This is a genomic window from Solimonas variicoloris DSM 15731 (assembly GCF_000382285.1).
Taxonomy (GTDB): Bacteria; Pseudomonadota; Gammaproteobacteria; order Nevskiales; family Nevskiaceae; genus Solimonas; species Solimonas variicoloris.
On record NZ_KB907940.1, the window covers coordinates 14,332 to 38,795 of the forward strand.

Sequence of the window (24,464 nt, forward strand, 5' to 3'; positions counted from 1 at the left end):
TGCCCCCGGAGGCCCGATGTACCTGAAGCCGCTGAGCCCGGTCGACCAGATGTTCCTGTGGCTGGAGCGTCGCACGCAGCCGATGCACGTCGGCGGACTGGAACTGCTGAAGCTGCCGCCGGGCCAGGGCCCGGAGTGGATCGCCACGCAGGTCGAGCGCCTGCGTCAGGCGGTCGTCGCGCAGCCGCCGTTCAACCAGCGCCTGGTGCGCCGCCTCGGCAGCTGGTTCTGGACCGAGGACAGCGACTTCGACCTCGAAGCGCATTTCCGGTATCTGGCGCTGCCGGCGCCCGGCCGCATCCGCGAACTGCTGGCGCTGGTCTCGCAGCTGCACGCCGCGCATCTCGATCGCGCCCGCCCGCTGTGGGAGTTCTACATCATCAGCGGCCTCGAGGACGGCCGTTTCGCGATCTACGCCAAGGTCCACCACGCGATGGTCGACGGCGTCGCGGCGATGCGCCTGCTGCGCCGCTCGATGAGCGAGGACGCGCAGATCGAGGCGATCCCGCCGTGGACCATGCAGCGCCGCGCCGGCCGCGACGGTGCGCCATACCCGCCGGGCGCGCTGTCGAATACCGCGCAGCTGCTCGCCAGCGTGCGCGAGCAGGCGTCGAGCCTGCCGGCGGTGGCGCGCGAGCTGATCCGCTCGATTCGCGAAGCGCGCGACAACCCCGATCACGTGTCCGCGTTCCAGGCGCCGCGCAGCATCCTCAACCAGCGCATCAGCGGCTCGCGCCGCTTCGCCGCGCAGTCGTACCCGCTGGCCCGCATCCGCGCCGTCGTGCGCCGCCATCACGCCACGGTCAACGACATCGTGCTGGCGATGTGCGCCTCGGCGCTGCGCCGCTATCTGCTCGAACTCGACGCGCTGCCGGCACGGCCGCTGATCGCGATGGTGCCGCTGTCGCTGCGCCGCGACGAATCCGAGGAAGGCAATCGCATCGCCCTGATCCTCGCCAACCTCGGCACGCACCTCGCCGACCCGCTGGCGCGGCTGGCGACCATCCAGGGCTCGGTGCTCGACGCCAAGCGCCGCTATGCGCGCATGGGCGCGACGGCGATGCTGAACTACGTCGCCGCGGTGATGGCGCCGGCCGGGCTCAACATCGCGACCGGACTGGCGCCGCGCTGGCAGTCGTTCAACGTCATCATTTCCAACGTGCCGGGCCCGAAGCGCCCGCTGTACTGGAGCGGCGCGCCGCTCGACGGCATGTATCCGGTGTCGGTCGTCACCGACGGCCTGGCGCTGAACATCACGCTGACCAGCTACGTCGACCGCGTCGAGTTCGGCGTCATCGCCTGCCGGCGTACCCTGCCGCGCGTGCAGCGCCTGCTCGACTATTTCGAGGAGGGGCTGGCCGAACTCGAGGACACGCCGGCGGCGGTGCCGGAGGCGAGCGACGAGCCCGGCGCTGCTGCCAGCGTCCCGGAAGCGCCGGCACGCCGGCCGCGCCGCCGCGCGCCGGCGCATCCGCAGCCCTGACGCTTTCGCACTTCTCTGACCGGAGCTTTCTCACCGATGAGCAGCCACTATCACGATCCGGGCGATCTCGCCCAGCTGCGCCGCATGCGCGAACTGGCCCCCGTCGAACACGACGCCTGGCTCGGCCTCGACCGGATCGTCGGCCGCAGCGACGGCGCGATCCCGCAGAAGTACCGCGAGCTGATGGCGATCGCCGTGGCGCTGACCACGCAGTGCCCGTACTGCATCGAGGTGCACACGCGCGCCGCCAAGCGCGCCGGCGCCACCGCAACCGAACTCGCCGAGACCTCGTTCATCGCCGCCGCGCTGCGCGCCGGCGCCGCGGCCACGCACGGCGCCATGGCGATGAAGCTCTACGGCGACGACGCCGCGCCGGGCGCGTGAGCACACCGATGAGCGAAACCTCTCTGCTGCCGGCGCGCAGCGTCTCGTACTCGGCCGTGCGCGAGCAGGTCTACATGGTGTTTCCGAACGACCTGAACTCGAACGACACGGTGTTCGGCGGCCTGATCATGGCGCAGATGGACCGCTTCGCGGCGGTCGTCGCCGACCGCCACGCCGGCGGCGTCTGCGTCACCGCCAGCGTCGACGCCGTGCACTTCATCGCCCCGGCCGGGCGCGGCGACGTGCTGCTGTTCAACGCCTCGGTGAACCGCGCCTGGCATACCTCGATGGAAGTCGGCGTGAAGGTCGAGGCGCAGAGCTACGACGGCAACAACCGCCGCCACATCCTGTCCGCGTACCTGACCTTCGTCGCGCTCGACAGCAGCGGCAAGCCGCGCCCGGTGCCGCCGCTGCGGCCGGAGACCGACACCGAGCACTACCGCTACGAGGAAGCGCAGCTGCGCCGCGAAATGCGCCTGCAGCACGCCGAAGCGCTGAAGAAGCTGCGCGGCCAGCGCCCGGCGCGCGCGCTGCCCGATACCGAGCGCTAAGGACGATTCGATCCGGTCCAGACGCCGTCATTGCGAGGCGCCGCCGGCGACGAAGCAATCCGGCGGCGTGCGACTTCAACGGCGCAACCGGACCGCCGCCGCTGCTGCGCGAAGCGACACGAAGGATTTTTTCGGAGCTTCCCCGGAACGCAGCGGCGGCGCGCGCCGGCGCGCTACTCGGCGTCCGGCTGCTGCGCCGGATGCGCGCGCTGAAAGGCTGGCAGCGTCCCGCAGTGCGCGGCGACGCGGGCCAGCACCGGGTAGCGCGCCAGGTCGCAGCCGAAGCGCGCCGCCGCATACAGCTGCGGCACCAGCACGCAGTCGGCGAGCGTCGGCGCGTCGCCGAACAGGAACGGCATGCGCGGCCGCGCCGCGGCCTCGGCTTCGAGCCCGGCCAGCACGCGGTCGATGAAGTGGCGCAGCCAGGCCCCGCGGCCGGCGTCGTCGAGGCCGAGCGTGTCACGCAGGTAGTTCAGCGTGCCGGTGTTCTGCAGCGGCTGGATATCGGCAACGATCGCCTGCGCAAAGGCCAGCACCGGCGCGCGCTGCACGGGCTCGGCCGGAATCAGGCGCGGCGCCGGGTAGCGCGCGTCGAGGTAGTCGATGATCGCCAGCGACTGCGCGCAGCGCAGCTCGCCGTCGACCAGCAGCGGCACGCGGCCCTGCGGGTTCAGCGCGCGATAGGCCGGCGCGTTCTGCTCGCCGCCGTCGCGCAGCAGATGAATCGGCACGATGCGGTAGTCGAGGCCCTTGAGGTTGAGGGCGATGCGCACGCGGTAGCTCGCCGACGAGCGCCAGTACGAGTAAAGCGTCAGCATCGGGCCGATCCGGTCAGTGGCGGGCGCGCCAGCTTAAAGATGGTTTACGCCGCGAGCACACCGCGGCGGATCTGGTCTTCCTCGATGCTCTCGAACAGCGCCTTGAAGTTGCCTTCGCCGAAGCCCTCGTTGCCCTTGCGCTGGATGATCTCGAAGAAGATCGGGCCGATCACCGTGCTCGTGAAGATCTGCAGCAGGATGCCGTCGACCGGCGCGCCGTCGATGAGGATGCTGAGCTCGCGCAGACGCGCCAGCGGCTCGCCGTGCCCCGGCACGCGTGCGTCGACGCGCGCGTAGTAGGTATCCGGCGTGTCCATGAACTGCACGCCGCGCGCGCGCAGCGCGGCGACCGTGGCGTAGATGTCGTCGGTCGCCAGCGCGATGTGCTGGATGCCCTCGCCGCGGTACTCGCGGATGAATTCCTCGATCTGCGACTTGTCGTCGGACGACTCGTTGATCGGGATGCGGATCTTGCCGCAGGGCGAGGTCATCGCCCGCGACACCAGGCCGGTCTGCTTGCCCTCGATGTCGAAGTAGCGGATCTCGCGGAAGTTGGCGATGCGTTCGTAGAAGCCGGCCCAGGTGTTCATGTTGCCGCGCGAGACGTTGTGCGTCAGATGGTCGATGCCGGTGAGGCCGACGCCTTGCGGCCAGCGCGCGACGCCGTCGAAGAAGCGGAAGTCGACGTCGTAGATCGTGTGCTCGCCGTCGCCGCGCGCGCCGCCGGCTTCGTAGCGGTCGACGAGGTAGAGCACGCTGTTGCCGATGCCGTAGACCGCCGGCAGGTTCAGCTCCATCGGCCCCGGCCGCGTGTCGAAGGCGACCGCGCCGTGCGCCAGCGCGTAGTCCTGCGCGGCCGCGGCATCGCGCACGCGCCAGCCCATCGCACAGGCCGAAGGCCCGTGCGTGCGCGCGAACTGCTCGAAGTGCGTGTACGGCGTGCCGTTGACGAGAAAGTTGATGTCGCCCTGACGGAACAGGGTCACGTCCTTGCGGCGATGCCGGGCGACCGCGGTGAAGCCCATCATCTCGAACAGGGCATGCAACTGGCGGATGCCGTCGGCGGTCGGCGCGGTGAATTCGACGAACTCGAAACCGTCGGTCGCGAGCGGGTTGGCGGCGGCGGGCGTTGCGTCGTTCATGGCGGGCGCTCGGGCAGGTGAAAGAGAAAGGGACACTCAGGCGGCGAGGCGCCGGCCGCGCGGCGGCACCGGCTCGTCGCCGTCGTAGAGGCGATCCGGGCTCAGCGTCGGCTGCGCCTGCAGCGTCTCGACGAGCGTCGACAGATCGCGCGTCATGACGTCGGCCAGCGCGGCGAGCGAGCGGATCACGAAGTAGGTCTTCTGGTAGCTGTCGATGCGATACGCCGTGCGCAGGCAGCGCGACAGCTCGAAGCGCAGGCGCCGCGGCTCGTCGCTGTCGACCGCGTACGGCGTCTCTCCGCCCGACGACAGAATGCCGGCGCCGTAGACGCGCAGGCCCTCGTCGCCGTCGATCAGGCCGAACTCGACCGTGTACCAGTACAGGCGCGCCAGCAGCGGCAGCGCGCCGTGCGGCAGCAGGCGCAGTGCCTGCTCGCCGTAGCGCTGCACGTAGTCGCCGAAGCGGCGATCGAACAGCATCGGCACGTGGCCGAAGAAGTCGTGAAAGATGTCCGGCTCGACGAGGTAGTCGAACTCCTCCGGCCGGCGCAGCCAGACGGTGACCGGAAAGCGGCGCGCCGCCAGATGGCGGAAGAACTGTTCGTCCGGAATGAAGCCCGGCACCGCGACCAGCCGCCAGCCGCTGGCCGGCACCAGGCGCGCGTTGACGGCGTCCAGATCGGGCACGCCGTCGGCGGCGGCCATGCGCGCGAGCCCGTCGCGAAATTCGCGGCAGGCATAGCTCTGCAGCAGCTGCGCCTGGCGTGCGTACAGCCGCCGCCAGAGCGCGTGGTCGGCCTCGCCGTAGACGTGATCGCGCTGCTCGACCGTGAAGTCGGCCTTCGCTTTCGTGTAATCGCCGCGCAGTTCGTTGTCGGTATGGGCGCCGTACATGGGGTCTCCTCCGGCGGGCGTTTTCGCCCTCGCCGCTGCCGGTCACTTTACGCGGCACCTCGGCGGGATTGGCTGCGATCTGTGCGCACTTCGATTCCTCCGAAGCACATAATCACCACAAATTCAGACAATAATGGTGAATTCATGCGCAATGACCTCGACCGCACCGACCTGCGCATCCTGCGCGAGCTGCAGAAGGACGGGCGCCTGCCGATCGTCGAGCTCGCCGAGCGGGTCTCGCTGTCGGCCACGGCCTGCCAGCGCCGCGTGCGCAAGCTCGAAGACAGCGGCGTCATCGCCCGCTACGCCGCGGTGCTCGATCCGGCCGCACTCGGCCAGCAGGTGCAGGCCTTCGTGCGCGTCAACATCGAGCGCCAGTCCAAGGACACCACGCTGGCGTTCCAGGACGCCGTGCGGCAGCGGCCGGAAGTGCGCGCCTGCTACGTGATGACCGGCGAACTCGATTACCTGCTGCACGTCGCCGTCGCCGACCTGCAGGCCTTCGCCGAGTTCTCGATGCAGGTGCTGATCGCCCTGCCCGGCGTCAAGGACGTGCGCTCGAGTCTGGTGCTCGATGCGATCAAGAAGGACGAGGGCGTGCGTCTGCCGTGAGCCCGGGCGGCACTGGGCCCGGCTTTACTATGCCCGCTAATAGTAAGTAGACTTATCAAATCCGGACGCGGGAGGTCGGGGGACCGTCGTCGATCCGTTTTCGTTTCCTTCAGGTTCTTTATCGATGAAGACTCCGCCCCCGTGGAACACGACCAGCGGCCTGCTGCTCGAAGTCGGGCGTCTGTATCGCGAGGATTTCCGCCGCCGCGCCAAGCATCTGAAGCTGACGCAGTCGCAGACCGCGGCGCTGGCCTGCCTCGCCAAGCAGCCGGGCCTGACCCAGATCGGCCTCGCCGCCAAGATGGAAATCCATCCGGTCACGGTCACGCAGCTGATCGACCGCCTGCAGCGCGCCGGCTGGGTGCGCCGCGAAGTGCACGAGGACGACCGCCGCGCGTTCCGCCTCTACGTCACCGACAAGGCCGACCCGATCCTGTCGGAAGTCTGGAAGATCGCCGCCGAAGCGCGCGAGCACGCGTTCCGCGGCCTCAGCGTCGACGAGCGCGAACAGCTGCACGCGCTGCTGAATCAGGTCAAGAGCAACCTCGCCGGCCCCGATGCGGCCGGCCACCGTGGATGAACCGATGAGCCCCGATTCCGAAACTTCCACCGGCGCGCCGCGTCGCGAGCGCACGCGGCGCGTGCTGTTCGGCGCCGGCCTCGCCGCGGCCGCGGCCGTCGCCGTCTACGCCTACGTGTTCGGCGGCCGCTACGTGTCGACCGACAACGCCTACGTGAAGGCCAACCTCGTCAACGTCAGCGCCGACGTCAGCGGCAAGGTCGACACGATCTACGTACACGAGAACGAGCCGGTCAAGCACGGCGCGCCGCTGTTCCGCATCGACCCGGCGCCGTACGCCGTCGCCGTGCAGCAGGCCGAGGCGGCGCTGACGCAGACGCGGCTGCAGATCGGCGCGCTGAAGGCGACCTACGCGCAGAAGCAGGCGGCGCTGCACTCGGCGCAGGCCGATCTGCGCTTCCGCGAAGTCGACTACCAGCGCGCCAGGGAACTGCAGGCGCTCGGCGCCAGCTCGACCTCGACGCTCGACGCGGCCACGCACGCGCTGCAGGTCGCGCAGAGCAGCATCAACGAATCCGAGCACGAAGTCGGCGAAGTGCGCGCGCAGCTCGACGGCAATCCGGACATCGCCGTCGAGGATCATCCCGCGTACAAGGCCGCGCTCGCGGCACTCGACAAGGCACGCCTCGATCTGGCGCGCACCGAAGTGCGCGCGCCGATCGACGGCATCGCCAGCAAGGTCCCCGAAGTCGGCGGCTACGTGCTGCCGGGCCTGCCGGTGCTGAGCGTGGTCGACGCGCAGGGACCGTGGGTCGAGGCCAACCTCAAGGAATCGCAGCTCGAACGCGTGCGCGCGGGCCAGAAGGTGGAGATCGACGTCGACGCCTATTCGCAGACGCGCTGGCACGGCACCGTCGACAGCATCGGCCAGGCGACCGGCGCCGAGTTCTCGCTGCTGCCGCCGCAGAACGCCAGCGGCAACTGGGTCAAGGTCGTGCAGCGCGTGCCGGTGCGCATCCGCATCGAGCACCAGGACGGCGAGCCGCTGCTGCGCGCCGGCATGAGCACCGAGATCAGCATCGATACCGGCAGCGCGCGCGCCGGCGGCGTGCATCGCATGCTGTCGTGGCTCGGCCTCGAGGACGCGCAGGCGGGACAGTGAGCGGCCGCTCATGAGCACGACGATGTCGGCTGCGCAGCGCGGCCTGCTGACCGTCTCGGTGATGGCGGCGACGCTGATGCAGGCGCTCGATTCGACGATCGCCAACGTCGCACTGCCGCACATGCAGGGCTCGCTCGGCGCGGCGTCCGACCAGATCTCCTGGGTGCTGACCTCGTACATGGTGGCGGCGGCGATCGCCACCGCGCCGACCGGCTACCTCGCCGCGCGCTTCGGCCTCAAGCGCCTGTTCCTGGTCGCGATCACCGGCTTCACGATCACCTCGATGCTGTGCGGCGTCGCCGCGACGCTGCCGCAGATGGTGCTGTTCCGCCTGCTGCAGGGCCTGTGCGGCGCGGCGCTGGTGCCGCTGTCGCAGGTCGTGCTGCTCAACAGCTATCCCAAGGAGCAGCACGGCTCGGCGATGGCGCTGTGGGGCATGGGCGTGATGCTCGGCCCGATCCTCGGCCCGACGCTCGGCGGCTGGCTGACCGAGGTCTACAACTGGCGCTGGGTGTTCTACATCAACGTGCCGTTCGGCGTCCTCGCCTTCCTCGGCCTGTCGGCCGGACTGCCGAACGACCAGGAAGCGCCGCAGCCGAGGCTGGATCTGTTCGGCTTCGCGCTGCTGTCGCTGACGATCGCCGCGCTGCAGCTGATGCTCGACCGCGGCGAGACCAAGGACTGGTTCGAATCGACCGAGATCCTGATCTACGCCGGCCTGACCCTGCTGGCGCTGTATCTGTTCCTCGTGCACACGGTGACGACGCCGCATCCGTTCGTGCCGCTGCGCCTGTTCGCCGATCGCAACTTCGTCTCCGGCCTGGTCATGGTCGCGGTGATGGGCGTGGTGCTGTTCGCGACCTCGGCGCTGCTGCCGCCGTTCCTGCAGAACCTGCGCGGCTTTCCGGTCATCACCACCGGCCTCGCGGTCGCGCCGCGCGGCGCCGGCACGATGCTGGCGATGTTCGCCGTCGGCCGCCTGATCCGCCACGTCGATTCACGCTGGCTGATGTTCGTCGGCATGCTGCTGACCGCCTACTCGCTGCACTGGATGGCCGGCTACACGCTCGACGTGCCGATCTCCGGCCTGGTCGGCGCCTGCGTGCTGCAGGGGCTCGGCATCGGCCTGGTGTTCGTGCCGCTGTCGACGATCACCTTCGCGACGCTGATCGCGCAGGACCGCGCCGACGGCGCCGCGCTGTTCAGCCTGGTGCGCAACGTCGGCAGCAGCATCGGCATCGCCGCGGCGTTCGCGTACCAGACGCGGATGACGACGACCAACCACGCCTATCTCGCCGAGCACGTCACGCCGTTCAATCCGGCACTGGCGCAATACGTCAACGCCAGCGGCGGGATCGAGTCGTCGCTCGGGCTGGTCGACGTCGCCGCCGAGCTGCAGCGCCAGGCCGGCATGCTCGGCACCATCGCCGACTTCAAGGTGATGATGTGGGGCGTGCTGATCGCCGCGCCGCTGCTGTTCCTGTTCCGCCGGCCGCTGGAGCTGACGACGTCGCGCGAACCGGCGGCGCTGGACTGACGCCGGCAAGGCGCGCGGCGCGAGGCGCGACCGCGCCGCGCGCCGCGCGCCGCGAACACGATCAGGACGCGAAGCCGCTGATCGCCGGCGCCTGCTGCGCAAGCTCGCGGTGCAGCACCTCGGCCAGCGCGGCGACGTGCTGGCGCAGCTCGGGCACCGCGGTCGCTTCCCAGTCGCGGTACTTCAGGAACGGGCCGACGTAGTGCAGCCACGACGCGGCGACGCCGTCGTGGTCGCGCAGCGCGTAGTGCTCGTCGACCTCGAAGCCGAGACCGAGGCGGTCGGCGCGCACCAGGCCGTCGTCGCGCAGGCCGGCGATCAGCGGATCGCGCAGGCGGCGCGTGTCGCCGTCCGGACCGGTGCAGTTGATGACGGTGCCGACGCTCAACGCTTCGCTCGCGGCACGGCCGCGACGGCGGAAACGCACGCGCACCGCCTCGGGCCGCTCGTCGTAGCCGCCGAGGCGGCCGGCGATCAGCGTCAGGCCGCCGCTGTCGACTTCGGCCTGCAGGCGCCGGCCCAGCTCCGGCGCGCAGCGATGGCGGTGGATTTCCCAGTACGGCCGCACATGGCGCAGGAAGCGCTGGCGCTCGGCGAGCGGCAGCGCCTGCCAGAGCTGCGGCGTCAGCGCGCGCAGCGCGCCGATCACGTCGCGCCAGTCGCCGCCGGCGCGCGCGTGCACGGCGACCGCCGTGCGCACCGCGCGCAGATAGTTGCGCGCCGTCGGCCGCGCGAACATGCGCCGCGGCAGCTGCTCGTCGTAGACCGGCGGCGTTTCCAGATCGCGGTGCGCCTGCGGCATCAGGCCGCGGCGCGACAGCGCGTAGATCGGCGCCGTATGGCCGCGATCGCGCAGGTCGAGCACGACGTCGAGCATGGTCAGGCCGGTGCCGACCAGCAGCACCGGCTGGTCCGGCTTGACGACCCACAGCGCGTCCGGATGCCAGGGATTGCGCACGTAGCGCGGGCTCGAATAGAACGCGCGCTGCTCGTCGGCGAGCGGCGGATCGGCCGGCGCGTAGTTGCCCATGCTCAGCACAACTTTGTCGGCCAGCAACGCATCGCCGTTGTTCAGCATCACGCGGGCGCCGCCGGAAGCCAGCGGCTGGATGCGATTGACGTCGCCGACCACGGCGCGGAAGCGGCAGCCGCTCGGCGCGTGCACCGCGGCATCGGCGAGCAGGCTTTCGAGGTAATCGCCGTAGGTACGGCGCGCGACGAAGCTGCCGGCGCCGACCTTCGGGTCGTGCCGCTGCGCGAAGCGCAGGAAGCCGTCCTCCTCGCCGGGCAGCGCGCCCATGCGGCCGGCCGGCACGTTGAGCACGTGGCTCGCGGTGCGCGTGCCGTAGGCGACGCCGCGCGCGAGCAGGCCGGAACGATTGACCAGCACCACGTCGAGCGGCGTGACCGGCGGCCGGCGCAGCAGCTGCACGGCCAGTGTGGTGCCGCAGAAGCCGGCGCCGATGATGACGATCGTGGTCATCGAAAAATCCTCAGGCTGAAGCGAAGCGGTCGGTCCACTCGACCAGCTTCGACAGGATGCCGGGCTCGCTGGCGGCGTGGCCGGCGTCGCCGACGACCTCGAACGCCGCTTCCGGCCAGGCCCGATGCAGGTCCCAGGCCGAGCGCATCGGACAGACGACGTCGTAGCGCCCCTGCACGATCACGCCCGGGATATGGCGGATGCGGTCGATGTTGGCGAGCAGCTGGTCGTCGCGCTCGAAGAAGCCGCGGTTGGTGAAGTAATGACACTCGATGCGCGCGAACGCCTCGGCGAAGCGGCTTTCGCCGAAGCGCGTCACCATGTCGGTGTTCGGGAACAGCTTGCTCGTCGAACCCTCCCAGACGCTCCAGGCTCGCGCCGCGGCCGAGCGCACCGCCGGATCGTCGCTGGTCAGGCGGCGGTGGAAGGCGGACAGGTAATCGCCGCGCTCCGCCGCCGGAATCGCCGCCTCGTAGGCTTCCCAGGCGTCGGGATAGATCCAGCTCGCGCCCTGCTGGTAGAACCAGTCGATCTCGGCGCGGCGCAGCAGGAAGATGCCGCGCAGCACCAGTGCGCGCACCGCCTGCGGATGCGCCTGGGCGTAGGCAAGCGCCAGCGTCGAGCCCCAGGAGCCGCCGAACACGACCCAGCGCTCGATGCCGAGCTGCTGGCGGATGCGCTCCATGTCGGCGACCAGATCCCAGGTTGTGTTCTCGCGCAGTTCGGCGTGCGGCGTCGAGCGGCCGCAGCCGCGCTGATCGAACAGCACGATGCGGTATTTCTTCGGGTTGAAGAACTGCCGGTGCCAGGGCTCCGAACCGCCGCCGGGCCCGCCGTGCACGAAGACGACCGGCGTGCCGGCGCGGTTGCCGCTTTCCTCGAAGTAGATCTCGTGCAGATCCGAGACGCGCAGGCGATGGGTCTGGTACGGCTCGATCGGCGGATACGGCTGCGGCATGGCGGCGCTTCTTGCATTGCGTTACGCGGGGGTACGCATAGCTTAGCGTCTCCGTCGATTGCTGCCTGTAGGCGCCGGCAGTAACATCGCGGCCAGGGCCACGTCGCGTCCAGACGACCAGTTTCTCGGAGTGCAGGTGTACAGATTCAGGACCGCTTGGGTCGCGTTCGGCATGCTCACAGCCGGCGTCGCGGTCGCCGCCACGCAGGACGACGCCAACACGGCGGCGGAACCGGCCGCCCCCTTGCGCAGCGAGGCCACGGCGCCCGCCGCACCCGCCGCGACCGCTGCCGCCACCGCCTTGCCGAGCTCGGTGCCCGGCTTCGCGACGCCCGGACTCGGCACACCGGCGATCGGCCGCGACTTTCCGCGCTACGACGCGCTCAAGCCGGCGGTGCAGTTCTGGACCAAGGTCTTCAGCCAGTACTCCGAGCTGCAGAGCGTCGTGCACTCGTCGGTCTATCCGAACAAGGTCTTCACGGTGCTCGACTACCGTGACGCCGCGACCGTCACCGACCGCTTCGTGCTCGACAAGCGCCGGCGCGCCGAAGAACAGGCCGCCAAGGATCGCGTCGACGAACTGCTCAAGCAGGTGCAGGCCAAGCAGTACGCGCCCGAGACGATGACGATCGAGGAGCGGCGCCTCTACGACCTGTTCGCCGACGTGCCGGGCGCCGACAAGTTCAAGCAGCAGATCGGCACGGCGCGCGTGCAGCGCGGCCTCAAGGAACGCACCGAGAACGCGCTCGAGGTTTCCAACCGCTACCTGCCGTCGATGGAACAGACCTTCCGCGGCTACAACCTGCCGGCCCAGCTGACGCGCCTGCCGCTGGTCGAATCGAGCTTCAATCTCGACGCCTACTCGAAGTCCGGCGCCGCCGGCATCTGGCAGTTCATCCCGTCGTCGGCGCGCATCTACATGCGCCTCAATGACGTCGTCGACGACCGCCGCGATCCGTGGACCTCGACCGACGGCGCCGCGCGCCATCTGCGCGACGACTACGCCCGCCTGCAGGACTGGCCGCTGGCGATCACCGCGTACAACCACGGCCGCAACGGCATCGCGCGCGCGCTCGACGCGGTCAACGGCCGCACGCTGGTCGACCTGATCGAGCGCTACGACGGGCCGCGCTTCGGCTTCGCGTCGCGCAACTACTATGCGGAGTTTCTCGCCGCGGTCGACGTCGAGCGCGCCTACCGCGAGCGCGCCGGCCAGGCGCGCAACGCCAATCCGCTGGAGTTCGAGACCGTCGAAACCCAGCACTACGTCCCGTACGAAACGCTGCGGCGGCTCTGCGGCGCCAGCGACGAAACCTTCCAGCGCCTCAACCCGGCTTACCGGCCGGAAGTGATCGAAGGCAAGCTCTACGTGCCGCCCGGCCATCTGATCCGCGTCCCGTACGGCAGCGCGCGCACCTTCGAAGTCGGCTACGCAAAGCTCGGCAACCACGAGCGCTTCGACAGCCAGCGCGCGATGTTCCTGCTGCATCGCGTCGCCAGCGGCGACAGCCTCGGCAAGATCGCGCGCCGCTACGGCATCGCGCAGAGCGCGATCCTCAAGGTCAACGACCTCAAGTCGGCGCACAAGCTGCGCGTCGGCGAGGTGCTGAAGATCCCGCCGAAGACCGAAGCCCGGCCCGGCCCGATCACCGTCGCCGTCGGCGAGTCGACGCCGCAGCAGACGCTGCAGCAGAAGCTGAACGAGGCGCGCAAGGAACAGAGCGACAATGACCGTGCGCGCACCAAGGCCCGCAGCCGCAGCAAGCCGTCGTACCGCACGCATCAGGTCCGCTCCGGACAGACGCTCAGCGGCATCGCCGACCGTTACAACGTCAGCGTCGCCGACCTGCGCGCCGCCAACAATCTGAAGGGCTCGACGATCCGCGTCGGTCAGAAGCTGCGCGTGCCGCTCGACAGCTGAAGCGCGGCCGCGCGCTCACAGCCACCAGGCAAACCCGAACACCAGCAGCATCGTCAGGCACAGCGCGAGCTTGGCGATGCTGCCGGCGAGCAGGCCGAGCCAGGTCGCGATGCCGACGCGCGCCGCATGCTCGACGCGGCTCTGCGCGACCAGTTCGCCGATCACGGCGCCGACGAAGGGCCCGAGCAGCAGGCCGGGCAGCCCGAAGAACACGCCGACGATGCTGCCGAGCAGCGCGCCGCTCACCGCCTGCCGGCTGGCGCCGACCTTGCGGGCGCCGAGCGCCGAGGCGGCGAAGTCGATCACCACGGTCAGCACGACGATCAGCCCGAGCAGGGTCAGCGTCAGCCAGCCGACATGGCGGTAGCCGTCGATCAGCGCGATCAGCCACAGGCCGAAGAACACCAGCGGCGCGCCAGGCAGGATCGGCAGCAGCGTGCCGACCAGGCCGGCGACGATGAGCACGAGCGCGAGGGTCCAGCCGAGGATCGGCCACAAGCTTTCCATCGGTGCGATTTTCCCAGTTGAACGGCGCTGCACTGTGCGCGGCTTTGGTCCTACACTCAAGCCAAATGAAGAACCCGCCCCGCCTCGCCCGCCGCATCGTTCGCGATCGCCTGCGCGATCTGGCCGCCGCCCCGGACTATCGCAGCTGGCGGGAGATCGCCACCGAGCTGGATCACCTCGAGGGCGGCGATGCCTGGAAGCAGGACGACACCAGCGACGACTACGACTACCTGCTGATCCAGGAACGCCTGCGGCAGATGCGTGCGCTGCGCAAGCGCGGCGACGCGCGCCAGCTCGCCTTCGACCTGTACGAGGGCCTGCACGGCAATCTCGGCAACATCTCCAATCCGACGCTGTACGGCGTCGCCCGCCTCGGCACCAAGCGCCTGATCGAGGAGTACATCGCCGAGGTCGCGCGCTGCCTCGATTTCCTCTGCGCCGGCGACTTTCCGGACTTCGGCTTCGACGACAAGATCCAGTTCTTCAAGCGCACGGCGACGACGTTCGGCCGCTCGGCGCTGATGCTGTCCGGCGGGGGCACGCTCGGCATGTTCCACCTCGGCGTCATCAAGGCCCTGCACAGCGAGCGCCTGCTGCCGCGCGTGCTGTCCGGCGCTTCGGCCGGTTCGATCATTGCCAGCGCGGTCGCGGTGCGCAGCGACGACGAGATCAGCGCGATGTTCGCGCCGGGCGGCCTCAACCTCGAAGCCTTCCAGGCGCTCGGCTGGCGCGAAATGATGCGCAAGGGCTTCGTGATGGACGGCGCCCAGCTCGAACGCTGCCTCGCCGCCAACATCGGCGACGACACCTTCGTCGACGCCTTCGAGCGCACGCGCCGCATCGTCAGCATCACCGTCTCGCCGGCCGAGGCGCACCAGCAGGGCCGCCTGCTGAATTACCTGACGGCACCGCACGTGCTGATGCGCAAGGCGGTGCTCGCGTCCTGCGCCGTGCCGGGCATCTTTCCGCCGGTGCAGCTCGAGGCGCGCGACTACGAGCGGCGCGTCGTGCCGTACCTGCCGAGCAAGCGCTGGATCGACGGCACGCTGTCCTCGGACCTGCCGATGCTGCGCCTGGCGCGCCTGCACAACGTCAATCACTACATCGCCAGCCAGACCAATCCGCACATCGTGCCGCTGCTGGCGAAGGCCGAACTCGAGCGCCGCGGCCTCGCGCCGCTGGCGGCGGATCTGATCAAGCAGGGCGGTAGCGGCGCCCTGCGCCTGGCGCGCAAGCACCTCGACCCGTATGCCAGCGGGCGGCTGCTCGGCAAGGTCGACAACATCCTGCAGCAGCGCTATTCGGGCGACGTCAACATCTTCCCGGCGCCGTCGCACCGCCGCATCCTGCGCCTGTTCAGCAACCCCAGCCACGACGATATCCAGCACTACATCGTCGAAGGCGAGCGCGCGACCTGGCCGAAGCTGGAGCGCATCCGCCTGCAAACGCGGATCTCGCGCACCTTCGAGGACTGCCTCGTGCTGCTCAAGCAGCGCGAGCACGCGCTGGGCAAGCCGCGACCGCGCAAGCCGCTGCGCACGGCCGGCTGAGCGCGACCGACCGCGGCTGCCTTCACCGCGCGGCGATTGTTGCATTCACGGCACGAAGGTTTTGCCGCCGCAGCGACTGTCCGCCGCGTGATGGCAACGGCATGCTGCCGCCCGCCATCCGCCGTGGAGAAACCCCGTGCCGCGCCAGCTGCTCGTCGTGCTGCTCGCCTGCCTGCTGCTGCCCCTGCGCGCCGTCGCCGGCGACACGTCCTGGCTGGTGAGCTGGACCGCCAGCCCGCAAGCGCCGTGGGGCGGCGATTTTCCGCTGCCGCTCGGCGTGCCCGAACGGCTCTGGCAGCAGACGATCCGCCAGAAGGCCAGCCTCAGCATCGGCGGCCATCGCGTCCGCGTGCTGCTGTCGAACGAGTACGGCACGCTGCCGCTGCAGATCGGCGCCGCGCATCTGGCGCTCGCCGGCCCCGGCGCGGCGATCGTCGCCGGCAGCGACCGCGTGCTGACCTTCGGCGGCAAACCGACGGCGCTCATCCCGCCGGGTGCACCGCTGCTCAGCGACGCGGTCGATCTCGACGTCGACGCGCTTGCGACCGTCAGCGTCAGCCTCTACCTGCCGCAGCCGACGCCCGTATCGACTTTCCACTGGGACGCGCGACAGACCGCCTTTGTCGGCAGCGGCGACCAGACCGCCGCAGCGTCGCTGGTCGCCGACGCGCAGCTGCAGTCGCACCTGTTCGTGCGCGACATCATCGTCGAAGCGCCGGACACCGCGCGTACCGTCGTCGCGTTCGGCGATTCGATCACCGACGGCAACGGCTCGACGCCGGATGCCCATCAGCGCTGGCCGGATTTTCTCGCGGCAAGGCTCGCCGGCGACGATGTCGCCGTGCTCAATGCCGGCATCTCGGGCGCGCGTCTGCTGCGTGACCGCATGGGTGTCAGCGCGCTCGCACGCTTCGATCGCGACGTGCTGAGCCAGCCGCATCTGCGCACGGTCATCGTGCTGATGGGCATCAATGACATCGCCTGGCCCGGCCATGTGTTCGCACCGACGGACGTGCCGGTCACTGCCGACGCGATCATCGACGCCTACCGCCAGCTGATCGCCCGCGCGCATCTGCGCGGCGTTCGCATCGTCGGCGCGACCCTGACGCCGTTCGAAGGCGCGCTCGCCGGCACGCCGTTCGCCGGCTATTACCGCACCGATCGCGATGCGCTACGCCAGAACGTCAATCGCTGGATACGCGACAGCGGCGAGTTCGATGCGGTCGTCGATTTCGATGCGCTGCTGCGCGATCCGCAGCGCCCGCAGCGGATGCTGCCGCGCTACGACTCCGGCGATCATCTGCATCCGGGCGATGCAGGCTATCGGGCGATGGCCGACGCGCTCGATGCCGGCCGACTGTTCGGCGGCGGCTGAGCCCTTGCCGCCGCGGCGCATCAGCCGCGCTGCTGCTTGAGCAGGTCGCGGATTTCCGTCAGCAGCACTTCCTGCGCCGGCGGCGGTGCCGGCGGCGCCGGTTCGGCGGCCTTCTGCCGCTGCAGGCGATTGATCAGCTTGATGACGACGAAGATCGCGAAGGCGATGATGACGAAATCGAAGATCGTCTGGATGAACTTGCCGTAGCTGAGCAGCACGGCCGCCTGATCGCCCTGCGCGGCCTTGAGCGTGATCGCCAGATCGGAAAAATCCACGCCGCCAACGATCAGGCCGATCACCGGCGTGATGACATCGGCGACCAGCGACGACACGATCTTGCCGAACGCGGCGCCGATCACGACACCGACCGCGAGGTCGACGACGTTGCCGCGCATCGCGAAATCCTTGAACTCCTGGATCATGCCCATCACGCCACTCCTTTCGTGCGTACTGTGTCTTCGGCTGCCAGGCAGGCCGGCAATCCGCTCTCGAGATCGGGGTAACGCGGCGAAAAATGCAGTTCCTCGCGCAGGCGCTCCGTCCGCAACCGCTTCGATTCTTCCATAAACGACCACATCGCGGGAGTCAGCGCCCGGCGTGCGTCCTCGAATGCGAGCTGCGGTGGTTCCGGCAGATCGAGCAGACGCGCGCAGCGCATGAAGTAGTCGGCCATCGTCGTCGGCGCACCGTCGGCGACGTGGTACGCGCGGCCGCCGCGGCCGAACGCGGCGGCGTGCAGCGCCGCTTCGGCGAGATCGTCGGCGTGAATGCGATTGCTGTACGGAGACTCCGCCGCGCGCAGCACCGGCAGACCGCGGCGCAGGCGCTCGAGCGGCAGGCGGCCGGGACCATAGATGCCCGGCACGCGCAGAATCACGGCCGCGGCGCCGCCCTGCGCCTGCGCTTCGAGCAGCGCGCGCTCGGCATCAGCGCGGCGCTGGCCGCGCGCACTGCGCGGCGCCAGCGGCTCATCCTCGTCGATCCAGCGACCGCCGCAATCGCCGTAGACCGCCGAGGTCGAGATATAGACGACGCGGTCGATGCGACCGCGCTGCGCGGCGAGCCAGCCGCGCAAACGCGCGTCCCGTTCGCCGCTGTCGGGCGGCGGCGCGAACCAGAACAGCAGCGGCACATCGCCGACATCGGCCGGCGCATCGAGATCCTCGATGCGCAGCCACGCGCCGAGCGCGGCGAGCGGCGCCGCCTTTTGCCGGTCGCGGACGATTGCCGTAACCTCGCGGCCCAGCGCGCGCAGCCGCCGGGCGACGCGCAGACCGATGTCGCCGCATCCGGCAATCAGCGCCGACGGCGGCAGCTTCGCTTGCAGGGTATCCATGAGTCACAGAGTTTACCTGGCCGATCGGCCGCAGCATTTCGACGTCGCCGAAGGCGAAACCCTGCTGGCCGCGGGCCTGCGTCATGGCTTCGCGCTGCCGTTCGGCTGTCAGTCGGGCGGCTGCGGCTCCTGCCGCGTGCGGCTCGTGTCCGGCGCGATCGACTATCCGTTTCCGCCGCCGGCGCTGTCGCAGGCGGAACGCGACGCCGGCTACATTCTGATGTGCCTGGCGCGCGCCACGTCGGACCTGACGATCGCTCTGCACCAGCCGCCGCAGATCGACAGCCTGCGGCCGCGCCAGCTGCCGGTGCGCGCCGCGAAGAAGGAATGGCTCGCGCACGACGTGCTCGGCCTGACGCTGAAGCTGCCGAAGGGCGACGGCTTCCAGTATTTGCCCGGCCAGTACATCGACCTGCTGCTCGACGACGGCCGCCGGCGCAGCTTCTCGGTCGCCAACCGGCCGAACGGCGAGACCCTGGAATTGCACGTGCGCGTGACGCCGAACGGCCGCTTCGCGAACTGGGCGGCCAACGAAATGCCGGAACGCGCGATCCTGCGCCTCGAAGGCCCGCTCGGCGCGTTCTATCTGCGCGAGGATTCGTCACGGCCGATCGTCATGGTCGCCGGCGGCACCGGCATCGCGCCGATCCACGCCATGCTCGACGAGCTGCTGTCGGGCGGCCTGCCGCGCAGCGTGCACCTGTTCTGGGGTGTGCGCGGCGAGCGCGATCTCTACCTCGACGCGCGCCTGCGCGGCTGGGCGGCGGCGCACCCGCAGTTCCGCTACACGCCGGTGCTGTCGGATGCCGACGCCGCTTGGCGCGGCGCGCGCGGCCTGGTGCACGAAGCCGTGCTCGCCGCGTATCCGGTGCTGAGCGGCCATGAAGCCTACCTGTCCGGACCGCCGGTCATGGTGCGCGCCGGCAAGGAGGCCTTCGTGCGTGCCGGCCTCGATGCCGACCACCTCTACTACGATTCCTTCGATTACGCCTTCGAGACCTGGCCGCAGCTCGGCTGAGCGCGGCCGGCGCTTCGTTCACTCACCGACCAGCTGCACCGCGTCGATTTCGTTCCAGCCATCGACCGCATTGGTCGCCAGCGTCAGTCGCGCGCCCCTGGTCTTGTATGCGGTCGGCGCGAAGCTGCGCACGAACCACTGGATCTCGCCGCTCTCGTAGACGGTGTCGTCGGTGCCTTCCCAGATCGTGTGACGGCCACCGGCTTCATCGATCAGCTCGACCTTGATGATCGCGCCCGGCATCGAGTTCTGGCGCACGCGCAGTTCGCGCGCGCGGACCGGCGTCGCGAACGACGTCTCCAGCCACTCGATGCCGCCGTCGGCGCGCTCGGCGGCCCAGGCGTGCGCATCGTCGCCGTAGTGCTCCACGTCCGGCTTGCCGGTCGCCTGCATCGGCGCGTAGCCGTCGGTCGACGCCGCATCCTTCTCGGCGGAATAAGTCGAGCTGGCGCTCGCGGCGACCGCCCACTGGCCGTGGGCCTCGTCGAGTATCGCCTGCTCGGCGAGCGCGCGCTCCACGGCGCGCTTCTTCTGCACCGCTTCGAGCGCCGCCGGATCGGCGGCCTCCGCGCCGGCGGCGGCGGACTCGGCCGCAGGTTCGACGGCGGGCGCCGTCGCGCTCGCGTCCGGCGCGGCGTCCGGCGATTTCTTGCCGCAAGCGACGGTGGCGACCAGGCCGAGCAGCAGCCCGACGCGCACGATTTCCCTGAACATGAACACGCTCCCTGTGTATGGCGGAGCGCAGTCTAGACAGCCGTCGCCAGCCGCATTGCGCGGCAGTCCTCAGTTGTCGTGCAAGTGTGCGGATCGCCGCACGGCGCTCAGGCAGTGTCGGCGGCGGAACCGACGGCCGGCGCGCTTAGCAGCGCCTGCACGCGCGCGCGGAAATTGCGCCCGGTGTGAAGCTGCCGCTCGCCACGCAGCTCCAGGCGGAAGCGTCCCGAGCCCTGCGCTCGGATCGCCCGGATCGCACTAACACGTACCACTGCCGAACGGTGCAGCTGCACGAAGCAGGCCGGATCGAGGCCGGCGAGGAACTCGCGCAGCGTGCGGCGCACGACATAGGTCCGGTCGATCGCGTGAATATCGAGATAGTTTCCGCGCGCGACGATCAGATCGATGTCGTCGAGCGCCACCAGGTGCGTGCTGGGGCCGAGCGGCAGGGCGATACGCGCGCGCGGCGGCTCCGCCGGCGGCGGGCGCCCGTCCCGCGCGTACAAGCGCGCAACGGTGTCGCGCAGGCGATCCTCGGCGACCGGCTTGACCAGATAGTCGAGCGCGCGTGCATCGAAGGCGCGCACCGCGTGTTCCGAGTAGGCGGTCACGAAGACCACCGCCGGCAGCGGCCCCGGCCAGCGCTGCAGCGCGCCGAAGCCGCCGCCGCCCGGCATCTCAATATCGAGGAACAAGGCGTCGAGCGGCACGCGACCGGCCTCATGCAGCAACTCTTCGGCATCGACACATTCGAGCGCAATACGAATCCGCTCGCCGCTGATCTTCTGCAGCAGGCGGCGCAGCCGTGCGCGCGCCAGCGGCTCGTCGTCGACGATCGCAACCTGCAGCGGCGCGCTCACGCCGCCAGCCCCGCCGCGCCCGGCGCGGCCGCTGGCAACGGAATGCCGATCGCCACGATATGACGCTCGCGCCCGATATCCCGTCGCTCGAAGCGGGCGTGCCCGCCGTACAGCAATTGCAGCCGCGACTCGACGCTGCGCAAGCCGACGCCGAAGCCCGGCGCCGGCGGCTCGCCGGGCGCCAGACTGTTCTCGACATGCAGCTGCAGCAGGCCGTCGCGTCGCGCCGCCGATAAGGACAGTACCCCCGGCTCGCGGCGGCGCGCGAGCGCGTGGACGATCGCGTTCTCGACCAGAGGCTGCAGGATCAGCGCCGGCACCGGCACGTCGAGGCATTCCTCGGGCACCGCCCAGTCGATGCGCAGGCGCTCGCCGAGGCGGATCTTCTCGATCGTCAGATAGTGGCGCAGCAACTCAAGCTCGCGGCGCAGTGGCCGCTCCTGCGCCTGTTCGTGTGACAGCGCATCGCGCAGCATCGCCGACAGCGAGACCAGCATGCGATCAGCGAGCTCGACATCCTCGTGCACCATCTCGGCGACCGAGTTCAGCGCGTTGAACAGGAAGTGGGGATGCAATTGCGCACGCAAGGCTTCGAGGCGCGCCGCGATTAGGCCGCGCTCGAGATCTACGACGCGCTGCTCGCGCTCGCGCGCCTGCTCGTAGAAGACCAGCGCGTGCGCCGCGCCGATGACGGTCCAGGCCATCATGAAGTTCTTGCTAAGACTGGCCGCGAGCACGCTGCTGAAATCGGGCAGCTGCGCGTACCAGCCGAAGATCGGATTCGTGAAGTAAACGTGCGCGGCGCGCAGCATGACCACCAGCAGCGCCGCCAGCGTCAGCACCGCGGCCGACGCGAACAGGCGACCACGTTCGAGCGGAAAGCGGCGCACGGCCAGGTACAGCCCCAGGCTCAGCGGCACCCAGGTCATCCAGCCGCCGAAGCTGTAGCGCAGCGCCTCGCGCCACGACACCGGCGCGCCCTGCTCCTCGCCCATGCCGACGACCTGACTCGCGAACATCAGCGCGTATGCCGTCCACCACAGGAGGACGATTCCCAGCACGAACAGCAGGCGTTTGGACATCGGCGTCGGTCTTGGAGCGCAGACCGCACTATCCCGCAGCGGTGGCCGAACGCCAAATCGCGGCGCCGGTCATGCCGCAGGCCGCCCGGCACGGTCGGCGGCGGCGAGGACCAGCAGGCTGGCCAGCAGCAGCACGCTGTATTCCATGCCGCCGACGCCGTGCTCGCCGACGAACCAGCCGAGGTGCACGTGAATGATGACGATGCCCATCAGGACGATGAACGCCAGCCCGGCGCAAACCCAGGTCACGCAAAGGCCGAGCGCGAGCAGCAGACCGCCGCCGATTTCATAGGCCGTGATCAGCAGCACCCAGACCAGGCCTTGCGCGAAACCGTGCGCCTCCATGAAGGCCCCGAACTGGGCGATGCTGCCGTTGACGACGCGCACCACGGCGTGCGCGAGGAACATCAGCGCAACGGTGCCGCGCAGCATCAACAGCGCATGCGACAGCCTCGGCACGGGGAGTGGCATCGTCGGGTCCGGACAGGGTCTGCACCGAGCAAATACGCGGCGACGCCCCGGCCGGCAAGCCGGGCGTGATCAACAGCACGTTTGCGCATGCCGGCGCCCCGCACCCCAGAACGTTCGCCCATCGCCGCGTGCGGTTCGTCCCGGCCTGGCCGCGCGCCGGCGCGGCCGCGGCAGACTGACTCGCCCGAAGCGCCCGCGACGAAGCCGCTCTGTCGCCGTCCTCGCTGCGGGCCGATTCGGAACCTGCGAAAGCCCAAGGAGTCGGAAAATGCGGAAAGTGATTGGCACGCTCTTCTTGCTGACGGCAACGGTCTGCGCGAATGCCGGCACGTGTGAGGAAGGTTTTCAGACGATCGGCGACGCGCGTAATGGCCTGCTCTTCGTCGCACAGGTCCAACTGCCGGGGCTGCGCGCCGAAAGCGCGCTCGGACAGCTGCAGCAACTCGCGCTCGACGGCGGCTACGAGGTCGGCGGCGAGCTGATCAGGGGCAACGCAGGGGAGCTGTCCTTCCTGCAAACCAGCAACCATCCTGCCGTCGTCGTGCGCGCGACCGCCGGCAGCGACGGCCAGATATCGCTGTCCATGAAGCTGGCCGCCGGGCAAACGGTCAAAGAGGAAGCCGTGCGGACGGAATTCTGCTCGATACTGGGCAAGCTGAATCCCGGACGTGAGGGCGAAGCGATTGCATCCGCAGCGCGCGCAAAAACCCGCACCGACCAGTTCATCGACGTCAAAGCCGAGACACTTTCGGCCGACGTCGGCCGCGACGTGAAGAACACGCTGGCGCCGGTGGCGAGCATCGGCCGTTTCAGCAAGTTTCTGATCGGCACCGGGCCATCGGCGACCAGCAAGGACTACGAAGATGCTTTCGCGCCGATGCGCGCGAAGTACGTCGGGAAGAAGTATCGCATTGACGGCCAGATTTATACGGTGTCGCAAAATCGCATTACCGGCGAGATGGAGCTCGCTTATCTGGTGACGAAAACGAGGGGCTTGCTCGGCATTCGCCAGGAGTCGTCCTACAACGATCTCAATTTCGCCGTCACGTGCGTACTCGCAGCAGACCAGGCCAAACTGTTCGCGACGTTGAATGACGGAAACTGGATCAAGCTCATGGGCACCGTCACCGCAATACAACCGGGGGGCATGAAGCTCGCCGATTGCCGGCAAGCCACATGAGCACCCGCGATCAGGCGCTCGGCGACCGGGGGAACACTCCCGCGCCGGCCTTTCGTCAGCAACCGCCTGCAACCATGAGAAACAGATCTCCCGTCGCCCATGTCGCTGTCTTTCTGGTGGCCCTGCTGTCCGGTTGCGCATCGCTGCCGGAAGCGATGACCGAGAAAGTCGGCGATCGCCGTGTCGAGTTCGCGCTGACCCGTTACCCCGCCATCGCTGTCGTCTTCGAGAACGGGCTTGGCGGCAGAATGGAATGGTGGAAGAAAGTCATCCCTGAGCTCTCGAAAGACACCACGACCTTCGCCTACAACCGCCCTGGCTACGGCAAGAGCGATCCGGTTTCGTCGCCGCGTGACGGCGTCCATATCGTCGACGAGCTTCGAGCGCTGCTGCGCAGCGAAGGGCTGAAGCCTCCGTACGTTCTGGTCGGACACTCGCTCGGCGGTCTCTACATGCAGCTTTATGCTCGCCGTTATCCGGACGAGGTCGCCGCACTCGTTCTCGTCGACTCGACGCACCCCCGGCAGCTCGAGGGCGACGGCGCCCTGAACCAGCAGTCGTTCCTGGTCCGTGCCTTGCTGGACGTTTCTTTGACGGGGGCCGCCGAACAGGAGCTCGCCTTGCTGCCGCAAACCGGGCAGCAGGTTCTTGATCTCCCCACCTTCGCCGGCAAGCCGGTATTTGTGCTGAGCGCGGCCAAGCCGATGCAACAGACATCGCGGCAAGCCGCCGATGCGAACGCGAAGCGTGAAGACATCCAGCGGCTCTATCCGGGCGCCAGGCAGATATGGGTGGACAGCGGGCACGGCATTCCGCTGGAAAGGCCCGACGCGGTGATTTCAGCGATACGCGAAGCGCTGGCGGAAGCAGCTGTCGCGCCGGGCGAATGAGCGCGGCGTCATCAAC

Annotated in this window: 25 protein-coding genes; 13 read left to right on the plus strand and 12 right to left on the minus strand. The window is 69.4% G+C overall.

Annotated elements, in window-relative coordinates; genetic code table 11:
- Positions 1–16: 16 nt before the first annotated feature.
- Genes H149_RS0115185 through H149_RS0115195 form a run of 3 tightly spaced genes read left to right on the plus strand, consistent with a single transcriptional unit; the run spans position 17 to position 2,418 of the window.
- Positions 17–1,483 carry a WS/DGAT/MGAT family O-acyltransferase gene (locus H149_RS0115185; RefSeq protein ID WP_020650622.1) on the plus strand — a complete coding sequence of 489 codons (1,467 nt, stop codon included), beginning with the start codon at positions 17–19 and terminating at the stop codon, positions 1,481–1,483.
- Between the two features lie 36 nt (positions 1,484–1,519).
- The gene (locus H149_RS0115190) at positions 1,520–1,867 is read left to right on the plus strand and encodes a carboxymuconolactone decarboxylase family protein (protein WP_020650623.1); all 348 of its coding nucleotides are present in this window, start codon (positions 1,520–1,522) and stop codon (positions 1,865–1,867) included.
- Positions 1,868–1,875: 8 nt separating this feature from the next.
- Entirely contained in the window at positions 1,876–2,418 is a 543-nt protein-coding gene (locus H149_RS0115195) for an acyl-CoA thioesterase (protein WP_020650624.1), read from the plus strand.
- A 173-nt stretch (positions 2,419–2,591) separates the two neighbouring features.
- Here the strand turns inward: H149_RS0115195 and maiA are convergent, their stop codons facing one another.
- Genes maiA through phhA form a run of 3 tightly spaced genes read right to left on the minus strand, consistent with a single transcriptional unit; the run spans position 2,592 to position 5,272 of the window.
- Positions 2,592–3,236 (minus strand): maleylacetoacetate isomerase, encoded by a 645-nt coding sequence (gene maiA / locus H149_RS0115200; RefSeq protein WP_020650625.1) that lies wholly within the window; start codon positions 3,234–3,236, stop codon positions 2,592–2,594.
- A gap of 44 nt (positions 3,237–3,280) precedes the next feature.
- Positions 3,281–4,378, minus strand: a complete 1,098-nt coding sequence (gene hppD, locus H149_RS0115205; RefSeq protein ID WP_020650626.1) for a 4-hydroxyphenylpyruvate dioxygenase — start codon at positions 4,376–4,378, stop codon at positions 3,281–3,283.
- A gap of 36 nt (positions 4,379–4,414) precedes the next feature.
- Positions 4,415–5,272, minus strand: coding sequence for a phenylalanine 4-monooxygenase (gene phhA, locus H149_RS0115210; RefSeq protein ID WP_020650627.1), 858 nt, complete (start codon positions 5,270–5,272; stop codon positions 4,415–4,417).
- Between the two features lie 144 nt (positions 5,273–5,416).
- Between phhA and H149_RS0115215 the strand changes: the two genes are divergently transcribed.
- From H149_RS0115215 to H149_RS0115230, 4 genes are all read left to right on the plus strand, one after another.
- A complete protein-coding gene (locus H149_RS0115215) occupies positions 5,417–5,884 on the plus strand; it encodes an Lrp/AsnC family transcriptional regulator (RefSeq protein ID WP_020650628.1) in 468 nt (155 codons plus the stop codon).
- 124 nt (positions 5,885–6,008) lie between these two features.
- Complete coding sequence (locus H149_RS0115220) at positions 6,009–6,464, plus strand: MarR family winged helix-turn-helix transcriptional regulator (RefSeq protein ID WP_020650629.1); 456 nt, start codon at positions 6,009–6,011, stop codon at positions 6,462–6,464.
- 4 nt (positions 6,465–6,468) lie between these two features.
- Positions 6,469–7,566 (plus strand): HlyD family secretion protein, encoded by a 1,098-nt coding sequence (locus H149_RS21245; RefSeq protein WP_169518363.1) that lies wholly within the window; start codon positions 6,469–6,471, stop codon positions 7,564–7,566.
- 10 nt (positions 7,567–7,576) lie between these two features.
- Positions 7,577–9,103, plus strand: a complete 1,527-nt coding sequence (locus H149_RS0115230) for a DHA2 family efflux MFS transporter permease subunit (RefSeq protein ID WP_020650631.1) — start codon at positions 7,577–7,579, stop codon at positions 9,101–9,103.
- Between the two features lie 61 nt (positions 9,104–9,164).
- On the opposite strand, the gene H149_RS0115235 is transcribed toward H149_RS0115230, so the two are convergent.
- Both H149_RS0115235 and pip read right to left on the minus strand, forming a co-directional pair.
- Positions 9,165–10,586 (minus strand): FAD/NAD(P)-binding protein, encoded by a 1,422-nt coding sequence (locus tag H149_RS0115235; RefSeq protein WP_020650632.1) that lies wholly within the window; start codon positions 10,584–10,586, stop codon positions 9,165–9,167.
- A gap of 10 nt (positions 10,587–10,596) precedes the next feature.
- Positions 10,597–11,544 carry a prolyl aminopeptidase gene (gene pip / locus H149_RS0115240; protein WP_020650633.1) on the minus strand — a complete coding sequence of 316 codons (948 nt, stop codon included), beginning with the start codon at positions 11,542–11,544 and terminating at the stop codon, positions 10,597–10,599.
- Positions 11,545–11,716: 172 nt separating this feature from the next.
- Here pip and H149_RS0115245 point away from each other — a divergent pair, with 172 nt between their 5' ends.
- Positions 11,717–13,465, plus strand: a complete 1,749-nt coding sequence (locus tag H149_RS0115245; RefSeq protein WP_020650634.1) for a lytic transglycosylase domain-containing protein — start codon at positions 11,717–11,719, stop codon at positions 13,463–13,465.
- A 15-nt stretch (positions 13,466–13,480) separates the two neighbouring features.
- Here the strand turns inward: H149_RS0115245 and H149_RS0115250 are convergent, their stop codons facing one another.
- Positions 13,481–13,972, minus strand: coding sequence for a DUF456 domain-containing protein (locus H149_RS0115250; RefSeq protein ID WP_020650635.1), 492 nt, complete (start codon positions 13,970–13,972; stop codon positions 13,481–13,483).
- Between the two features lie 65 nt (positions 13,973–14,037).
- Here H149_RS0115250 and H149_RS0115255 point away from each other — a divergent pair, with 65 nt between their 5' ends.
- A complete protein-coding gene (locus H149_RS0115255; protein ID WP_020650636.1) occupies positions 14,038–15,522 on the plus strand; it encodes a DUF3336 domain-containing protein in 1,485 nt (494 codons plus the stop codon).
- 136 nt (positions 15,523–15,658) lie between these two features.
- Positions 15,659–16,897 carry an SGNH/GDSL hydrolase family protein gene (locus H149_RS0115260; protein WP_020650637.1) on the plus strand — a complete coding sequence of 413 codons (1,239 nt, stop codon included), beginning with the start codon at positions 15,659–15,661 and terminating at the stop codon, positions 16,895–16,897.
- A 20-nt stretch (positions 16,898–16,917) separates the two neighbouring features.
- Here the strand turns inward: H149_RS0115260 and mscL are convergent, their stop codons facing one another.
- Together mscL and H149_RS0115270 are read right to left on the minus strand one after the other, a co-directional pair.
- Positions 16,918–17,325, minus strand: a complete 408-nt coding sequence (gene mscL, locus H149_RS0115265) for a large-conductance mechanosensitive channel protein MscL (protein WP_020650638.1) — start codon at positions 17,323–17,325, stop codon at positions 16,918–16,920.
- A complete protein-coding gene (locus H149_RS0115270; RefSeq protein WP_020650639.1) occupies positions 17,325–18,233 on the minus strand; it encodes an NAD-dependent epimerase/dehydratase family protein in 909 nt (302 codons plus the stop codon). Before H149_RS0115270 ends, mscL begins: the two co-directional genes overlap by 1 nt.
- Between H149_RS0115270 and H149_RS0115275 the strand changes: the two genes are divergently transcribed.
- Positions 18,232–19,251, plus strand: a complete 1,020-nt coding sequence (locus tag H149_RS0115275; RefSeq protein ID WP_020650640.1) for a 2Fe-2S iron-sulfur cluster-binding protein — start codon at positions 18,232–18,234, stop codon at positions 19,249–19,251. The genes H149_RS0115270 and H149_RS0115275 overlap by 2 nt on opposite strands.
- An 18-nt stretch (positions 19,252–19,269) precedes the next feature.
- Here H149_RS0115275 and H149_RS0115280 read toward each other — a convergent pair whose 3' ends face one another.
- The 4 genes from H149_RS0115280 to H149_RS0115295 all read right to left on the minus strand — a co-directional run bounded on the left by H149_RS0115280 (position 19,270) and on the right by H149_RS0115295 (position 22,378).
- Entirely contained in the window at positions 19,270–19,965 is a 696-nt protein-coding gene (locus H149_RS0115280; RefSeq protein ID WP_020650641.1) for a hypothetical protein, read from the minus strand.
- Between the two features lie 107 nt (positions 19,966–20,072).
- Positions 20,073–20,825, minus strand: coding sequence for a LytR/AlgR family response regulator transcription factor (locus H149_RS23350; protein WP_020650642.1), 753 nt, complete (start codon positions 20,823–20,825; stop codon positions 20,073–20,075).
- Positions 20,822–21,907: a sensor histidine kinase gene (locus H149_RS21255; RefSeq protein WP_020650643.1), complete on the minus strand. Its 1,086-nt coding sequence runs from the start codon at positions 21,905–21,907 to the stop codon at positions 20,822–20,824. The genes H149_RS23350 and H149_RS21255 overlap by 4 nt, the downstream gene beginning before the upstream one ends.
- A gap of 69 nt (positions 21,908–21,976) precedes the next feature.
- Positions 21,977–22,378 (minus strand): DoxX family membrane protein, encoded by a 402-nt coding sequence (locus H149_RS0115295; RefSeq protein WP_083931029.1) that lies wholly within the window; start codon positions 22,376–22,378, stop codon positions 21,977–21,979.
- Positions 22,379–22,646: 268 nt separating this feature from the next.
- Here H149_RS0115295 and H149_RS0115300 point away from each other — a divergent pair, with 268 nt between their 5' ends.
- The gene (locus H149_RS0115300; RefSeq protein WP_020650645.1) at positions 22,647–23,558 is read left to right on the plus strand and encodes a hypothetical protein; all 912 of its coding nucleotides are present in this window, start codon (positions 22,647–22,649) and stop codon (positions 23,556–23,558) included.
- Positions 23,555–24,448 carry an alpha/beta fold hydrolase gene (locus tag H149_RS0115305; protein WP_211213616.1) on the plus strand — a complete coding sequence of 298 codons (894 nt, stop codon included), beginning with the start codon at positions 23,555–23,557 and terminating at the stop codon, positions 24,446–24,448. Before H149_RS0115300 ends, H149_RS0115305 begins: the two co-directional genes overlap by 4 nt.
- Positions 24,449–24,464: the final 16 nt, after the last annotated feature.

Coding starts and splice junctions, on each gene's coding strand:
- H149_RS0115185 (WP_020650622.1), top strand. CDS start 17: ATGTACCTGAAGCCGCTGAGCCCGGTCGACCAGATGTTCCTGTGGCTG.
- H149_RS0115190 (WP_020650623.1), top strand. CDS start 1,520: ATGAGCAGCCACTATCACGATCCGGGCGATCTCGCCCAGCTGCGCCGC.
- H149_RS0115195 (WP_020650624.1), top strand. CDS start 1,876: ATGAGCGAAACCTCTCTGCTGCCGGCGCGCAGCGTCTCGTACTCGGCC.
- maiA (WP_020650625.1), bottom strand. CDS start 3,236: ATGCTGACGCTTTACTCGTACTGGCGCTCGTCGGCGAGCTACCGCGTG.
- hppD (WP_020650626.1), bottom strand. CDS start 4,378: ATGAACGACGCAACGCCCGCCGCCGCCAACCCGCTCGCGACCGACGGT.
- phhA (WP_020650627.1), bottom strand. CDS start 5,272: ATGTACGGCGCCCATACCGACAACGAACTGCGCGGCGATTACACGAAA.
- H149_RS0115215 (WP_020650628.1), top strand. CDS start 5,417: ATGCGCAATGACCTCGACCGCACCGACCTGCGCATCCTGCGCGAGCTG.
- H149_RS0115220 (WP_020650629.1), top strand. CDS start 6,009: ATGAAGACTCCGCCCCCGTGGAACACGACCAGCGGCCTGCTGCTCGAA.
- H149_RS21245 (WP_169518363.1), top strand. CDS start 6,469: ATGAGCCCCGATTCCGAAACTTCCACCGGCGCGCCGCGTCGCGAGCGC.
- H149_RS0115230 (WP_020650631.1), top strand. CDS start 7,577: ATGAGCACGACGATGTCGGCTGCGCAGCGCGGCCTGCTGACCGTCTCG.
- H149_RS0115235 (WP_020650632.1), bottom strand. CDS start 10,586: ATGACCACGATCGTCATCATCGGCGCCGGCTTCTGCGGCACCACACTG.
- pip (WP_020650633.1), bottom strand. CDS start 11,544: ATGCCGCAGCCGTATCCGCCGATCGAGCCGTACCAGACCCATCGCCTG.
- H149_RS0115245 (WP_020650634.1), top strand. CDS start 11,717: ATGCTCACAGCCGGCGTCGCGGTCGCCGCCACGCAGGACGACGCCAAC.
- H149_RS0115250 (WP_020650635.1), bottom strand. CDS start 13,972: ATGGAAAGCTTGTGGCCGATCCTCGGCTGGACCCTCGCGCTCGTGCTC.
- H149_RS0115255 (WP_020650636.1), top strand. CDS start 14,038: ATGAAGAACCCGCCCCGCCTCGCCCGCCGCATCGTTCGCGATCGCCTG.
- mscL (WP_020650638.1), bottom strand. CDS start 17,325: ATGGGCATGATCCAGGAGTTCAAGGATTTCGCGATGCGCGGCAACGTC.
- H149_RS0115275 (WP_020650640.1), top strand. CDS start 18,232: ATGAGTCACAGAGTTTACCTGGCCGATCGGCCGCAGCATTTCGACGTC.
- H149_RS0115270 (WP_020650639.1), bottom strand. CDS start 18,233: ATGGATACCCTGCAAGCGAAGCTGCCGCCGTCGGCGCTGATTGCCGGA.
- H149_RS0115280 (WP_020650641.1), bottom strand. CDS start 19,965: ATGTTCAGGGAAATCGTGCGCGTCGGGCTGCTGCTCGGCCTGGTCGCC.
- H149_RS21255 (WP_020650643.1), bottom strand. CDS start 21,907: ATGTCCAAACGCCTGCTGTTCGTGCTGGGAATCGTCCTCCTGTGGTGG.
- H149_RS0115295 (WP_083931029.1), bottom strand. CDS start 22,378: ATGCCACTCCCCGTGCCGAGGCTGTCGCATGCGCTGTTGATGCTGCGC.
- H149_RS0115300 (WP_020650645.1), top strand. CDS start 22,647: ATGCGGAAAGTGATTGGCACGCTCTTCTTGCTGACGGCAACGGTCTGC.
- H149_RS0115305 (WP_211213616.1), top strand. CDS start 23,555: ATGAGCACCCGCGATCAGGCGCTCGGCGACCGGGGGAACACTCCCGCG.